A 14322-nucleotide genomic window follows, 5' to 3' on the forward strand; every position below is an offset into this window, starting at 1 on the left:
CCGCAGCGCAAGTTCAGCAACGCCTTCGTCCGCACCTGGGTCGGCTGAGCCGCCCCCCGTCTGGGACGCACTCCAGGTCGCCTCGATGCACGTCCCGTCGTTCCGGGGCGTACCGGAGGGGCGAACCAGAGGCGGCGCGGGGCGGCTCAGCCGACCCAGGTGCGGACGAAGGCGTTGCTGAACTTGCGCTGCGGGTCGTGCAGGCGGACGACGTCGAGGAAGTCCTCGCGCCGGGGGTAGAGACCGCGCACCCGCTCGGGGTCGGCGCGGAACTGCTTGCCCCAGTGCGGGCGCCCGGCCAGCGCACCGAGCGCCGCGTCGATGACCGGCAGCGCCGCGCCCACCCGCTCGACGTCCCGCACCAGCGTGAAGTGGACCGCCACGCAGGGCTGGGCGTACATCGGGCTCATCCACGCGGTGTCGGTCGCGATCGAGCGGACCTCGCACACCTGCACGAGCCCGGCGAGCGGCCCGGCGAGCCCCGCGAGCGCCCGGAGCGCCAGCCGTGCGCTGTGCCGCGGCACGAGGTACTCGCACTGGATCTCCGCGCCCGCGCTGGGCAGCTGGTCGGCGCGGAAGTGCGGCAGCCGGTCGCTCGCCGGGCCGGGCACGCCCTGCTGCGCCGTCGCGTTGCCGGGGTCGATGCCCGGGATCGGGTGTGCCTCGGCGGTGAGCGCGGGCCCGCCGAGCACGTCCGCGGGCGCCGGGCCCTGCGCCGTCGTCCGCTTGACCCACACGGTCTCGAACTCCTCCGTCCGCAGGGTGGTGAAGCAGCTGACCGAGTAGCCGAGGTCGCTCACCTCGTCGAAGGCGTCGGCGAGCGCCGCGAAGCCGACCGGTCCGTAGACGGTCTGGGCGACCTCGAAGGCAGGGACGGTCTCGAGCGTCACGGCGTGGACGATCCCGAGGGCGCCGAGGGAGACGGTCGCGGCGTCGAAGGTGTCGCCGTCGACCTCGCGGTCCAGGGTGCGCAGCGAACCGTCGGCCGCGACGAGCTCGAGCCGCGTCACGGCGGCCGCGAGCACCGTGTTGCCGACGCCCGAGCCGTGCGTCGCCGTCGCCACCGCGCCGGCCACCCCGATGTGCGGCAGCGAGGCGAAGTTGACCAGGGTGCGGCCGCGCTCCTCGAGGAAGAGCGCGAGGTCCGCGTACCGGGTCGCCGCGGCGACACGCACCCGGCCGGTCAGCGCGTCGAGCTCGGGCTCGGGGCCGCTCGCCTCGCCGTCGCCGAGGAGCCGCGGGTGGCGGTAGGCGAGTCGGTCGAGGCTGACGAGCAGACCCTCGGAGTCGGCGAGGTCGTTGAAGGTGTGCCGGGTGCCGAGCACGCGTACGTGCTCGGCACCGGCGACGACGTCGGACACCTCCGTGAGGGACGCGGGCCTGACCAGCGCGCCCGCGTAGACGTGGTTGCCTGCCCAGTTGATCGTCGTGGCCACGCCTGAGCCTCCCACGACCGGCTCAGGCCGCGCGCTCGAGCTCGAGCAGCAGCTCCTTGGCGGCCAGCCCGCCGAGGTAGCCGCCCACGCCGCCGTCGCTGCGCAGCACACGGTGGCACGGCACGACGATCGGCAGCGGGTTCGTCGCACACGCCGAGCCGACCGCCCGCACCGCCCCCGGGTTGCCCACGTGGCCGGCGACCTCGGTGTAGCTCTCGGTCTGCCCGTAGTCGATCGTCATGAGGTACTCGAGGACGGTGCGGCGGAAGCCGCGGGAGAGCGCGAGGTCGACGTCGAGCTCGAAACGGGTCCGGGTGCGGGCGAAGTACTCCTCCAGCTGCCGGGCGGCCTCGTCGAGCTGGGCAGGGGCATGCAGGACGCGCGGCCCCACCCGCTGGGCGAGGTCGGCCACGATGTGCTCGTGGTCCTCGAAGCCGTAGGCGACGCGGACCAGCCCGCGCGGGGTGGCGGCGAGCAGCAGCGGACCCACGGGGGAGTCGACCGTGCGGTAGGCGACGTCGAGGACCCCCTCGCGGGCGGCGTCGTCGGCGAGGCGGGCGTGCAGGCGCTCGAGGTCGGCGGGCTCGGCGTCCGGGAACAGGGCACTCATCGGCGGTCTCCTCGGCTGGGGGCGCCGTATCGGCGGCGCAGGGTGGTCATGCCGTCGGCGGCGGCGCGCCGGGCGGCGTCGGTGGTGCCGCCGACGATCGCGGCGACCTCGGCGTAGGGCAGGCCGGCGAGGTGGTGGTAGGCGACGGCCAGGCGCTGCTTCTCCGGCAGCGCGGCGACGGCGGCCCACACCTCCGCGGCGTCCCCCGGCTCACCGCCGGGCGCCGGCCGCTCGGGCAGTGCCGGCACGGGCACGGGCCGGCGGGCGCGGGCGCGGAGCTGGTCGAGGGCCTTGCGGTGGGCGATCCTCACGAGCCACGCCTCGAGGTTGGCCCCCGCGCCCAGGTCCGGGTAGGCGCGCAGCGCGGCGAGGAAGGTCTCCGACCAGGCGTCGTCGGCGTCGTCGGGGCCGACGACGGCGCGGCACACGCGCAGCACCGTCGCGCCGTGGCGGGCCACGACCTGCTCGAAGTGCGGGTTGGTCATCATCACCCCGTAGACGCTGCGGATGGGCGGAACGTGAGATCAGATCCAGGAGCCGAGCCACATGCGCGCCCGCCACATGTCGTAGGACAGGGTCTGGCCGGTCCACACCGGCCAGAACCACACGAGCGCGGCGACCGCCGCCACGCAGACGACGGCGAGCAGCACGTGGCCGAACCGGGTGCTGCGGGCGGGCTCGGGAGCGTCGTCGTCGTGGACGACGGCGGTGGCGACGGCGGTGGCAACGGGCGCGGTGGCGGGACGGGACAGCCACGAGTCGTCGGTGAGCGGCGCGGCCGGGAGGGGGCCGCCGTCGTCGTCCTCGTCCGGCAGCTGCCCGGGGCGGCGCGCGGGACCGTGCAGGGGCGGGAGCAGCCCGCCCACCCACGCGACGGCGACAACGACGGCGAGGGCGACGTACGGGGCCAGCGCGATGGCGTAGAAGGTGAAGATCGTGCGGTGGGAGTAGGCGAGCCACGGGACGTAGACGGCCGCGTAGCCGGCGAGGACCACCCAGGCGCGCCAGTCGCGGCGGGCGATCGCCATCCACAGGATCGCGACGAGCGCGAGCAGCCCGAGCCACCACACGACGGGGTTGCCGACGGAGGAGATCGCCTGGACGCAGCGGTCGGCGCCGCAGTCGCCGGGGGCCGGGCTCTCCCAGTAGAAGGACGTGGGGCGCAGCTGGAGCAGCCAGCCGGCGGGGTGGGCCTCGTAGGAGTGCTCGGAGTCGAGGCCGTTGTGGAAGTCCCACGCGCGCAGGTGGTACTCCCACAGGGAGTTGAGCGCGTTCGGCAGCCACGAGCGCACGACGGTCCCCGTCCCGGCGATCTCGTCCGCGGCCCACGTGCGCAGGTAGGCGCCGGTGTTGGCGAACCACGACGCCCACCCGGCGACGTAGGCGAGCAGCGCGACCGGGACGAGGGCGAGGAAGGCGGGCACGCCGCCGCGGAAGACACCCGCGCCGAACCACAGCCGTGCCCCGACGGCGCGACGGGCGCACAGGTCCCACACGACGACGAGGATCCCGAAGACGGCGAGCGCGTAGATCGCCGACCACTTGACCCCGCCGCCGAGCCCGAGGAGCACGCCCGCGAGGACGAGCCACCAGCGGATGCCGGTGCGCGGGCCCCACGGGTCGGACAGGCGCCCGTCCCCGCGCGCGGCGAGGTCCGCCGCCGCGGCGTGGGCGAGGCGCCGGCGGGACTGCTCCCGGTCGAGGAGCACCGCCGCGAGCGCGGCGACGACGAAGAGCCCGAGGAAGACGTCGAGGAGCCCGATGCGCGAGCCGGTGAGGTGGAGACCGTCGACGGCGAGGAGGAGCCCCGCGGCGCTGCCCAGGAGCGTGGAGCCGGTGAGCCGGCGGCCGATGCGCGCGACGATCAGCACGGTGAGCGCCCCGGCGACCGCCGCGGAGAAGCGCCAGCCCGCGCCGTTGTCCGCACCGAACAGGCGCAGCCCGATCGCGATGAGCCACTTGCCGATCTGCGGGTGGACGACGTAGTCCGGGTCGGCGGTGAGGTCGGAGAAGTCGCCCTCCCGGAAACGGGCGTTGACGTCCTCGTTCTCCCCGTCCCACTCGCCCTCGTAGCCGAGGGTGAGCAGGGAGTAGGCCTGCTTGACGTAGTACGTCTCGTCGAACATGAGCCGTGTCGGGTGGTTGAGGTTGACCAGGCGCAGCACCGCGGCGAGGGCGGTGACGACGAGCGGGCCGAGCCAGCCCCACAGCCGGTCGGTGGGCCCGGGGCGCAGCAGGCGGGAGGCGAGGTCCGTCTCGATCTCCGCCGCGCTGCGGTGGTCCGTCCGCTCGGGCGCCGCCTCCGCGGTGGCGACCGGGCCCGGGCCGTCGGTGTCGTCATGCGGCGCTGTCACGGGGGTGAGTCTAGGTCGTGGCGGGTGGGCCACACTGGACGGATGACTGAGCCGGTCGAGGGACCCGAGAACGACGACGCCGTGGCGGACGACGACGACGCGACGTCCGCCGTCGGCGGCTCCCCCTGGCGCGGGGAGGGTGGGCAGATCGTCCTTGCCGCCACTCCGATCGGGGATGCCGGGGACGCGCCTCCGCGCCTCGTGCGCGCCCTCGCGGAGGCCGACGTCGTCGCCGCCGAGGACACGCGCCGCATGCTCGCCCTGGCCAAGCGCCTGGGCGTGTGGGTGGGCGGGAGATGCTCAGCTTCCACGAGCACAACGAGCGTGAGCGGTCCCCGCGCCTGGTGGAGGAGGCGCGTGCCGGGCGACGGGTGCTCGTCGTGTCCGACGCCGGCATGCCCTCGGTGTCCGACCCCGGCTACCGGCTCGTCGACGCCGCCGTCGCGGCGGACGTGCCGGTGAGCGTGCTGCCCGGGCCCAGCGCCGTGCTCACGGCGCTCGCAGTCTCCGGGCTGGCGACCGACCGGTTCAGCTTCGAGGGCTTCGCCCCACGCCGGCCGGGCGAGCGGGACAAGGTGTTCGGGGCGCTCGCGGACGAGCGCCGCACGATGGTCCTCTTCGACTCCCCGCACCGGGTGGGCGAGACGCTCGAGGCGATGGCGCGGGCCTTCGGCGCCGAGCGCCGCGCCGCCGTGTGCCGCGAGCTGACGAAGACCTTCGAGGAGGTGCGGCGCGGGACGCTCGCCGAGCTCGCCGAGTGGGCCGCCGGGGGTGTGCGGGGCGAGGTGACGGTCGTCGTGTCCGGTGCGGAGCTGCGCGAGGCACGGCTGGAGGACCACGTCGCCAGCGTCGTCGCCCGGGCTGCCGCGGGCGAGCGCCTCAAGGACGCCGCGGCCGCCGTCGCCGCCGAGACGGGCCTGAGCAAGCGCGACCTCTACCAGGCCGCCCTGGACGCCCGCCAGTAACAACTCAGCTCTCGCCGCCCGGGGCGGTCGGCCCCGCATGGGTGGTCCTCCTCGCCGAGAGCTCACTTGTTACCGACAGCGCACGTGTTGCGGCACGCCCTTTGCCGCCGAGAGCTCACTTGTTACCGAGAGCGCATCGGTGACCGACTGGGCGGTCGTCGGTGCTGGGTCAGCGGACGACGACGACGGGGACCTTCGCCTCGCGGATGCACGCCGCGGCCGTCGAGCCGACGAGCATGTCGGCGATCTTGGACCGCCCCTTGGAGCCGACGACGAGGACGTCCGCGCCGGCCGCTGCCGACACCAGGGCCTTGCCGGCCCTCCCGAACGCCGTGTGCGCGTGCACGGTGACGCCGGGGTGCTCCGCGGCTGCCTTCTCGGCGCGGCGGTGGGTCTCGGCGAGCGTCGCGTCCTGCATCTCGACGATCGAGGGCGTCGTCCCGAAGGGGGCGTCGGGAGGCCGCACCGCCGTCGGGATGCTCCACGCGCGCACCACGTGCAGGTCGGTGCCGCGACGGGCGGCCTCGGCGGCTGCGTAGCGCAGGGCCTGGCCGGCGCAGGCCGAGCCGTCGTCACCCACGAGGACCCCACCGTCGATCTCCACGGCCGTGTGGATGCCGGCCATGGTCCAGCTGTGGCGCGCGTCGTCGTCGGCCATGTCTCCACTCTACGACCGGGCGGCGCGGGGGTCACGGGAATGGCGGCCGTGGAACGATGGGAGCGTCCACCGCGTGTGAGGAGGCCCCCATGTCCGAGCGTCGTGCTCTGCTCGTCGTCGACGTCCAGCCCACCTTCTGCGAGGGCGGTGCCCTTCCGGTGGCGGGAGGCAACGCCGTCGCCCAGGCCGTCGCCGCGTACGCCGCCGCCCACCGCGACCGGTACGCGCTCGTCGTGACGACGCAGGACTGGCACATCGACCCCGGCCGCCACTTCGCCACCCCGCCCGAGGAGCCGGACTACGTCGACACGTGGCCGCCGCACGGCGTCGCCGGGACGGCGGAGGCCGAGCTTCACCCGGCGCTCGCGGACCTCGCCCTTGACGCCTCGGTGAAGAAGGGCCAGTACGCCGCCGCGTACTCCGGTTTCGAGGGCACCGACGGCGAGGGGCGCACCCTCGCCCAGCTGCTCGACGGCGTGGACGCGGTCGACGTCGTCGGGCTCGCCGAGTCGCACTGCGTCAAGGAGACGGCGCTCGACGCCGTGCGGGCAGGCATGTCCGCGCGGGTGCTCAGCGACCTCACCGCGCCCGTCACCCCGGAGCAGGGCGAGCTGGCGCGGGCGCAGCTGCGCGACGCGGGCGTGGAGGTCGTGCCCTCGCGCTGACCGGGCTACGGAGGAGTCCGGCTGTCGGCGAAGGGGGACGGGCGTGATCCGGTTGTCGGCGCGGTGGGGGTTGGGGAACAAGTGAGCTGTCGGCGAGGCTGGTCGCCCGTGACAAGTGAGCTGTCGGCGACAGGGGTCGGCCCCGGCTCCGGGGGCGGTGCGCGGGCAACTAGGCTGGTCCCATGACGAGCATCCTCTCGGCGGTGGCCTGGCCCTACGCCTCCGGCCCGCGCCACATCGGGCACGTGGCCGGCTTCGGCGTTCCCTCCGACGTCTTCTCCCGCTACATGCGCATGGCGGGCCACGACGTCCTCATGGTCTCCGGCACCGACGAGCACGGCACCCCGATCCTCGTCGCGGCCGACGCCGCCGGCGTCTCCGCCCGGGAGCTCGCCGACCGCAACAACCGCCTCATCGTCGAGGACCTCGTCGCGCTCGGCCTGTCCTACGACCTGTTCACCCGCACGACGACGCGCAACCACTACGCCGTCGTCCAGGAGATGTTCCGGGCCGTCCACGAGAACGGCTACATGGTCGAGCAGACCACCCAGAGCGCGATCTCCCCGTCCACCGGCCGCACGCTGCCCGACCGCTACATCGAGGGCACCTGCCCCATCTGCGGCTACACCGGGGCGCGCGGGGACCAGTGCGACAACTGCGGCAACCAGCTCGACCCCACCGACCTCATCGACCCGCGCTCGCGGATCAACGGCGAGACGCCGCAGTTCGTCCAGACCCAGCACTTCTTCCTCGACCTGCCGGCGCTGGCCGAGGCGCTGGGGGAGTGGCTCGACGGGCGTGAGGCGTCCGGCACGTGGCGTCCCAACGTCATCCGCTTCTCCAAGAACATCCTCGCTGAGATCCGTCCGCGCGCGATGACCCGCGACATCGACTGGGGCATCCCGGTGCCGCTGGACGGCTGGCGCGACCAGCCCACCAAGCGGCTGTACGTGTGGTTCGACGCCGTCATCGGCTACCTGTCCGCCTCGGTCGAGTGGGCCCGCCGCACCGGCGACCCGGACGCGTGGCGCAAGTGGTGGAACGATCCGGAGGCCCTGTCCTACTACTTCATGGGCAAGGACAACATCGTCTTCCACTCCCAGATCTGGCCCGCCGAGCTCCTCGCCCACAACGGCGAGGGCCAGCGCGGCGGCGAGCCCGGGCAGTACGGCGTCCTCAACCTGCCCACCGAGGTCGTCTCGAGCGAGTTCCTCACGATGGAGGGCAAGAAGTTCTCCTCCTCGCGCGGCGTCGTCATCTTCGTGCGCGACGTCCTCGAGCGCTACCAGCCCGACGCGCTGCGCTACTTCATCTCCGTCGCGGGGCCGGAGAACCAGGACAGCGACTTCACCTGGGCGGAGTTCGTGCGCCGCACCAACGGTGAGCTCGTCGCCGGCTGGGGCAACCTCGTCAACCGCACCGCCTCGATGATCCACAAGAACATCGGCCAGGTGCCGCCCGCCGGTGAGCTCACCGAGGCGGACCGCGCCCTGCTCGACCAGGTCGAGGCCGGCTTCGCCACGGTCGGGGACCTCATCTCCCGCCACCGTCAGCGCGCCGCGATCTCCGAGGTCATGCGCCTGGTCGGCGAGGCGAACAAGTACATCACCGACATGGAGCCCTACAAGCTCAAGGACGAGTCCCAGCAGGAGCGCCGGGCCACGATCCTCCACGTCGCCGCGCAGGCGGTGAGCGACCTCAACGTCATGCTCAGCCCCTTCCTCCCGCACAGCGCCAACACCGTCGACGCCGTCATCGGCGGCACCGGCGACGTCGCCCCGCTCCCGCGGATCGAGGAGGTCGAGGACCTCGACGGCGGACCGGGCTACCCCGTCATCACCGGTGACTACACCGGCGTCCCCACCTGGGGCCGGCGCCCGGTGCGGGTGGGGGAGCCGGTCGCCAAGCCCGTCCCGGTCTTCACCAAGCTCGACGACTCGGTCGTCGAGGAGGAGCTGGCCCGCCTCGGCGTCGACGCGCAGTGAGCCCCCGCGAGCGCGGCTGGCCGCCGCTGCCCGAGGCGCTGCCCGCCGCCGTCGTCGACAACCACACCCACTTCCCCGTGGGGGCCGACGAGGACCCGGGCGTGCGCGAGGGCAGCGCGCCGCTGACCCTGCCCGAGCAGCTCGAGCGGGCCGCGTCCGTGGGCGTCACCCGGATGGTCCAGGTGGGCTGCGACCTCGACACCCTCGCCGGCAGCGTCACGCTCGCCGAGGAGCACCCGCAGGTGGTCGCGGCCCTCGCCATCCACCCCAACGAGGCGCCGCTCCACGCCGGCGTCCGCGAGGTGGCCCCCGACGGCCTCGACCCGGCCGTCGCGCCCCGGCACGAGACGTCCCTGGACGACGCCGTCGCCCGGGTCGCCGAGCTCGCCCGCCACGAGCGGGTGCGGGCCATCGGGGAGACCGGCCTCGACTTCTTCCGCGGCGGTGAGCAGGCGCGCGAGGTGCAGCGGGCCGCCTTCCGCGCACACATCGCCCTCGCCAAGGAGCTCGGCCTGGCGCTGCAGATCCACGACCGCGAGGCGCACGAGGACGTCGTCGAGATCCTTCTCGCCGACGGCGCCCCCGAGCGGACCGTCTTCCACTGCTTCTCCGGCGACGTCGGCCTGGCCCGCGCGTGCGCCGAGCACGGCTGGTACGTGTCGGTGGCCGGGCCGGTGACCTTCAAGGCCAACGACACCCTGCGCGCCGCCGTGCGTGAGGTGCCTCTCGAGCTGCTCCTCGTCGAGACCGACGCGCCCTACCTCACCCCGGCCCCCTACCGCGGTCGCCCCAACGGTCCCTACGTCCTGCCGCTCACCGTGCGGCGCCTGGCCGAGGAGACCGGCACCGACCTCACCGAGCTCTGCCACCGGCTGACGGCGAACACCGAGGCGGTCTACGGCACCTGGTAGTCGACCTCTTCAGTCACTCCAGTCACACCAGTCACACGGGTAGCTTTCCGCACCAGCATGCGGATCCGGCCGCCTTTCCCATCAGGTCACGAATCGGTTACGGTCTACCGCAGGTCAGTCACCACCCGGTCCGTCCCGACGAGCCGGGTGCCCTCCCTCCAGACAGGACCATGCTGTGTCAGATGCCGTCAGGCGTGCGCGTCACCGCGAGGTGGCGACGCCCGCGAACAACGTCCGCACCGTCGCCCGGCGCGGTCTGCACGCCGCTGTCCTCGCCGTCATCGCCGGCGGCACCGTCGCCTTCGCCGGCACCACCGCGCCCGACGCCGGCGCCACCGACCCCGTCGTCATGGCCGGCGCCACCGTCGAGCCCGCGTCGATCGACCGGGCCGTCGCCGGCCTCGCCGCCTCGCGCTTCGAGGCCCGCACCCCGCTCGAGGGCGTGGCCGTGGAGCTCGTCGTCGACGGCGAGGCGCAGCAGCTGACGACGCAGGCCGCGACCGTCGCCGAGCTCCTCACCAGTGCGGGCGTGCTCGTCGACCAGGACGACGTCGTCTCCGCGCCCCTGGCGACGCCCGTCTCCGCCGGCCTGACGGTGGAGGTGACGACGGTCGACGTCGTCGACGAGCACGTCACCGACACCGACAAGCACGAGACCGTCGAGGAGGAGGACGACTCCCTCCCGCGCGGCGAGCGCGAGGTCGTCACCGAGGGGGTCGACGGCGTCACCGCCACGACCTACCGCATCACCACGACGAGCGGTGAGGAGACCGGCCGCGAGGTCGTCGCGCGCGCCGTCGTCTCCGAGCGTGTCGACGAGGTCGTCCGGGTCGGCACCGCCGAGCCGGAGCCCGAGCCCGAGGCTGCCGCCCCGTCCTCGAGCAGCTCCTCCCCGTCCGCCTCGGTGCCGCCCGCGGCCGCGCCGACCGGCGGCAGCCCCAAGGCGATCGCCGCCGAGATGGTCGCCGCGCGCGGCTGGGGCACCGACCAGTACAGCTGCCTCGAGACGCTGTGGCAGCGCGAGTCGGGCTGGAACCACACCGCCGAGAACCCCAGCTCCGGCGCCTACGGCATCCCGCAGTCGCTGCCCGGCTCGAAGATGGCCTCGGCCGGCTCCGACTGGCGCACCAACCCCGCCACCCAGATCACCTGGGGCCTGGGCTACATCAGCGGCCGGTACGGCACCCCGTGCGGCGCCCTGGGCCACAGTAACTCCCACGGCTGGTACTGAGCCGCGGATTAGCACGTGGTGAGTGACCTCACGTAGACCGCCACGTAACGATTGAATTACAGTCACCTGCGGGCCGCCAAGGTCCCGTGTTGCCGACAGGTGATGCATACAGCCGGATCAGACTCCTCCCGCGGCGCTCGAGCCGTGTCGGGCAGGCCGCCCCCGGGCGACCGGCCTCGTCTGTGCCGGGACGCGCAACCCTAGGAAGTCCGTGCTCTCTCACGACACGTCCGACCAGACCCTCCACCCCCGCCGACGCCGCCCCCGCCGTCGTCGCCTCCGCGCCGCCCTCGCCACGGTCGGTGCCGCCGCCCTCGTGGCCGGTGGCGGCGTGGCCGTCGCCGCGGCCCACAAGACGATCGAGCTCGACGTCGACGGCGTCGAGCAGACGGTCTCCACCTTCGCCGGCTCCGTCGAGGGACTCCTCGACGAGCACGACGTCGCCGTCGGTGAGCACGACGCCGTCGGCCCGGAGCTCGACGCGACGCTCGACGACGGCATGCTCGTCGTCGTCCGCAGCGCCCGGCAGATCCGCGTGGACGTCGACGGCGAGCAGCGGGCCATGTGGACCACCGCCGAGACCACCGGCGAGGCGATCCAGTCCTTCGGCGAGGCCGGCCGGCAGATCACCGTCGCCGCCTCCCGCTCCCGGGACGGCGGCCGCGAGGCGCTCGACATGCCGCTCGTCGACGGCGCCCCGGTCGAGGTCGTCGCCGACGGCGAGACCCTCACCGTGACGCCCGAGGGCGAGGCGCACCTCGACGACGTCCTCGCGCTCGCGGACGTGACCGTCGGCAAGCTCGACGGCGTCGTCGTCGGGACCGGTGAGGGCGGCGTCGTCCAGGTCACCGTCACCCGCGGCACCCACGCGCTCGAGACCGACGCGCAGACCGTGCCCTTCGAGACCACCGAGCGCGAGGACGACTCGCTCTACGTCGGTGAGCGCCGGGTCGTGCAGGAGGGCGCCGAGGGGCGCCGCGTGCGCGCCAGCCTCGCCGTCCAGGTGAACGGCGAGGAGCGCGTCTCCGAGGCCAGCAACTACGTCACCGTGGTTGCGCCCGTCGACGAGGTCGTCGCGGTCGGCACCAAGGAGCGCCCGGTCGCCCCGCCGCCCACCGCGCCCTCCCGCGGCTCGAGCAGCGGCAGCAGCAGCTCCGGCAGCTCCAGCTCCGGCAGCTCCAGCTCCGGCGGCTCCAGCAGCGGCGGCGGCTCGAGCAGCTCCGACGAGTCCGGCTCCGGCGGCGCGCCGTCAAGCGGCGTGTGGGCCTCGCTGGCCCAGTGCGAGTCCGGCGGCAACCCGTCCATCGTGAGCAGCAACGGGCTCTACCACGGCCTGTACCAGTTCTCCGTGGGGACCTGGCAGTCGGTCGGCGGCTCCGGACTGCCCTCGGAGGCCTCCCCGGCCGAGCAGACCAAGCGCGCCCAGATGCTCCAGGCCCGCTCCGGCTGGGGCCAGTGGCCCGCCTGCTCCGCCCAGCTCGGCCTGCGCTGACCCCAGCACCACCCCTCGCGCCGACAGCACCGTTCCTGCCCCCAGGCAGGAGCACCGCTGTCGGCGCGAGGTCGTTCCCGCGTGCGGCGGCGGCCTCGCCCGCGCCCGATAGGCTCGACGCCGTGAGCCACGACCCCGCCCCCACGCCGGCCGACCCCCTGCTCGGGCCCGCCGACGTCCGCGCCCTGTCCGGCGCCCTCGGGATCCGGCCGACCAAGACCCTGGGCCAGAACTTCGTCATCGATCCCGGCACCGTCCGCAAGATCGTGCGCACCGCCGGGATCACGGCCGACGACGTCGTCGTCGAGGTCGGCCCCGGGCTCGGCTCCCTCACCCTCGCGCTCCTCGAGACGGGGGCCCGCGTCGTCGCGGTCGAGATCGACCCGGTGCTCGCCGAGGCGCTGCCCGCCACCGTGGCCGCCCGGCTGCCCGAGGCGGCCGACCGGCTCCTCGTCGTGCGGTCCGACGCCATGGACGTCACCGAACTGCCCGCCTTCCCCGGTGAGGGCCCCGCTCAGCCCGGCGCCCTCGTGGCGAACCTGCCCTACAACGTCGCCGTCCCGGTCCTGCTCACCCTGCTCGAGCGGCTGCCCAGCCTGCGCACGGGGCTGGTCATGGTGCAGGCCGAGGTCGCCGACCGGCTCGCCGCCCCGCCCGGCTCGCGCACCTACGGCGTCCCCTCGGCCAAGGCCGCCTGGTACGCCCGCGCGCAGCGCTCGGCGACGATCGGGCGCACCGTCTTCTGGCCGGTGCCCAACGTCGACTCCGCGCTCGTCCGCATCGAGCGGCGCGACCCGCCGTCGAGCACCGCGAGCCGCGAGGAGGTCTTCGCCGTCGTCGACGCCGCCTTCAGCCAGCGCCGCAAGACGCTGCGCTCGGCCCTCGCCACCTGGGCCGGGTCCGCAGAGCGCGCCGCGGCCGCCGTCACCGCCGCCGGGCTGGACCCGACGCTGCGGGGCGAGCGCCTCGGCATCACCGACTTCGCCCATATCGCCGAGCACCGGGAGCCGGACGCATGACGTACCCGCCCGGCGCCGTCTGCGTCCGCGCCCCCGGCAAGATCAACCTCGCCCTGCGCGTCGGTGCCCCGGACGAGGACGGCTACCACCCCCTGGCCACCGTCTTCCAGGCCGTCAGCCTCCACGAGGACGTCATCGCCTCGCCCGCCGACTCGCTGAGCCTCACCGTCGAGGGCCGCGATTTCGACCGCGTCCCCACGGACGAGACCAACCTCGCCCTGCGCGCCGCCCGGCTGCTCCAGGAGCACGCCGGCATCACCGCCGGCGCCCATCTGCACATCGTCAAGCAGGTGCCAGTGGCCGGCGGCATGGGCGGCGGGTCCGCCGACGCCGCCGCCGCGCTCCTCGCCTGCGACCAGCTGTGGGACGCCGGGCTGGACCGGGAGCAGCTCGTCCAGCTCGCCCGCCGGCTCGGCGCCGACGTGCCTTTCGCGCTCACCGGCCTCACCGCGATCGGCTCCGGCCGCGGCGACGTCCTCACCTCCGCCATGGTCGGCGGCAGCTACCACTGGGTGCTCGCCCTCCAGGACGAGGGGCTGTCCACCCCCGAGGTCTTCGCGGCCTTCGACGACGACGGCGGCACCCACGCGCCCGCGCCGCACCTGGACGACGCGCTGCTCGTCGCGCTGCGCGGTGGAGACCCGCTCGAGCTCGCTCGCCACCTCACCAACGACCTCGAGGAGGTCGCCCTCGACCTGCGCCCCGAGCTCGGCGACGTCATCGCCGCGGCCGACCGCGCCGGTGCGCTGGCCGCGGTGCTGTCCGGCTCGGGTCCGACGGTCGCTGCGCTGGCCATCGACGAGCGGCACGCCCGCTCGGTGGCCGCCGTCGTCCAGGAGGCGGAGGTGGCCCGCGAGGTCCTCGTCGTCAACGGTCCCGTCCCGGGAGCCCGCGTCCTCGGGCAGGTGTCCGGCTCCTAGACCCCGCGCGACGTGCGGCGGAACGCCCGGTAAGGTGGCCTGCGGCGTGCCGGGAAGTCTGGTCGGCGGGCGGTCG

12 protein-coding genes and 1 pseudogene are annotated in these 14322 nt (G+C 74.4%); 8 read left to right on the forward strand and 5 right to left on the reverse strand.

Annotation, left to right across the window (positions count from 1 at the left end; genetic code table 11):
* Positions 1–146: 146 nt before the first annotated feature.
* Genes ACWPXV_RS06850 through ACWPXV_RS06865 form a run of 4 tightly spaced genes read right to left on the reverse strand, consistent with a single transcriptional unit; the run spans position 147 to position 4400 of the window.
* A complete protein-coding gene (locus ACWPXV_RS06850; protein WP_454084537.1) occupies positions 147–1436 on the reverse strand; it encodes a D-arabinono-1,4-lactone oxidase in 1290 nt (429 codons plus the stop codon).
* A gap of 22 nt (positions 1437–1458) precedes the next feature.
* Positions 1459–2046, reverse strand: coding sequence for a methylated-DNA--[protein]-cysteine S-methyltransferase (locus tag ACWPXV_RS06855; RefSeq protein WP_454084538.1), 588 nt, complete (start codon positions 2044–2046; stop codon positions 1459–1461).
* Positions 2043–2531: an RNA polymerase sigma factor gene (locus ACWPXV_RS06860; protein ID WP_454084539.1), complete on the reverse strand. Its 489-nt coding sequence runs from the start codon at positions 2529–2531 to the stop codon at positions 2043–2045. The genes ACWPXV_RS06855 and ACWPXV_RS06860 overlap by 4 nt, the downstream gene beginning before the upstream one ends.
* Positions 2532–2570: 39 nt before the next feature.
* Positions 2571–4400, reverse strand: coding sequence for a dolichyl-phosphate-mannose--protein mannosyltransferase (locus tag ACWPXV_RS06865; protein ID WP_454084540.1), 1830 nt, complete (start codon positions 4398–4400; stop codon positions 2571–2573).
* A 42-nt stretch (positions 4401–4442) separates the two neighbouring features.
* On the opposite strand from ACWPXV_RS06865, the pseudogene rsmI reads away from it, so the two are divergent.
* Positions 4443–5365: pseudogene (rsmI, locus tag ACWPXV_RS06870) on the forward strand (16S rRNA (cytidine(1402)-2'-O)-methyltransferase).
* Between the two features lie 169 nt (positions 5366–5534).
* Here the strand turns inward: rsmI and ACWPXV_RS06875 are convergent.
* Positions 5535–6023 carry a universal stress protein gene (locus tag ACWPXV_RS06875; protein WP_454084541.1) on the reverse strand — a complete coding sequence of 163 codons (489 nt, stop codon included), beginning with the start codon at positions 6021–6023 and terminating at the stop codon, positions 5535–5537.
* A gap of 89 nt (positions 6024–6112) precedes the next feature.
* Between ACWPXV_RS06875 and ACWPXV_RS06880 the strand changes: the two genes are divergently transcribed.
* From ACWPXV_RS06880 to ACWPXV_RS06910, 7 genes are all read left to right on the forward strand, one after another.
* Positions 6113–6688 carry an isochorismatase family protein gene (locus ACWPXV_RS06880; protein ID WP_454084542.1) on the forward strand — a complete coding sequence of 192 codons (576 nt, stop codon included), beginning with the start codon at positions 6113–6115 and terminating at the stop codon, positions 6686–6688.
* A 182-nt stretch (positions 6689–6870) separates the two neighbouring features.
* Positions 6871–8673, forward strand: a complete 1803-nt coding sequence (metG, locus tag ACWPXV_RS06885) for a methionine--tRNA ligase (protein WP_454084543.1) — start codon at positions 6871–6873, stop codon at positions 8671–8673.
* Complete coding sequence (locus ACWPXV_RS06890) at positions 8670–9584, forward strand: TatD family hydrolase (RefSeq protein ID WP_454084544.1); 915 nt, start codon at positions 8670–8672, stop codon at positions 9582–9584. Before metG ends, ACWPXV_RS06890 begins: the two co-directional genes overlap by 4 nt.
* Positions 9585–9759: 175 nt before the next feature.
* On the forward strand, positions 9760–10815 hold the full coding sequence (locus ACWPXV_RS06895; RefSeq protein WP_454084545.1) for an aggregation-promoting factor C-terminal-like domain-containing protein: 1056 nt from the start codon (positions 9760–9762) through the stop codon (positions 10813–10815).
* Between the two features lie 211 nt (positions 10816–11026).
* Entirely contained in the window at positions 11027–12307 is a 1281-nt protein-coding gene (locus ACWPXV_RS06900; RefSeq protein WP_454084546.1) for a transglycosylase family protein, read from the forward strand.
* A 122-nt stretch (positions 12308–12429) separates the two neighbouring features.
* Complete coding sequence (gene rsmA, locus ACWPXV_RS06905) at positions 12430–13326, forward strand: 16S rRNA (adenine(1518)-N(6)/adenine(1519)-N(6))-dimethyltransferase RsmA (protein WP_454084547.1); 897 nt, start codon at positions 12430–12432, stop codon at positions 13324–13326.
* Entirely contained in the window at positions 13323–14246 is a 924-nt protein-coding gene (locus ACWPXV_RS06910; RefSeq protein ID WP_454084548.1) for a 4-(cytidine 5'-diphospho)-2-C-methyl-D-erythritol kinase, read from the forward strand. The genes rsmA and ACWPXV_RS06910 overlap by 4 nt, the downstream gene beginning before the upstream one ends.
* Positions 14247–14322 lie beyond the last annotated feature (76 nt).

Source organism: Georgenia sp. Marseille-Q6866, assembly GCF_965111665.1.

Coding starts and splice junctions, on each gene's coding strand:
- ACWPXV_RS06875 (WP_454084541.1), bottom strand. CDS start 6,023: ATGGCCGACGACGACGCGCGCCACAGCTGGACCATGGCCGGCATCCAC.
- ACWPXV_RS06860 (WP_454084539.1), bottom strand. CDS start 2,531: ATGACCAACCCGCACTTCGAGCAGGTCGTGGCCCGCCACGGCGCGACG.
- ACWPXV_RS06880 (WP_454084542.1), top strand. CDS start 6,113: ATGTCCGAGCGTCGTGCTCTGCTCGTCGTCGACGTCCAGCCCACCTTC.
- ACWPXV_RS06910 (WP_454084548.1), top strand. CDS start 13,323: ATGACGTACCCGCCCGGCGCCGTCTGCGTCCGCGCCCCCGGCAAGATC.
- ACWPXV_RS06855 (WP_454084538.1), bottom strand. CDS start 2,046: ATGAGTGCCCTGTTCCCGGACGCCGAGCCCGCCGACCTCGAGCGCCTG.
- metG (WP_454084543.1), top strand. CDS start 6,871: ATGACGAGCATCCTCTCGGCGGTGGCCTGGCCCTACGCCTCCGGCCCG.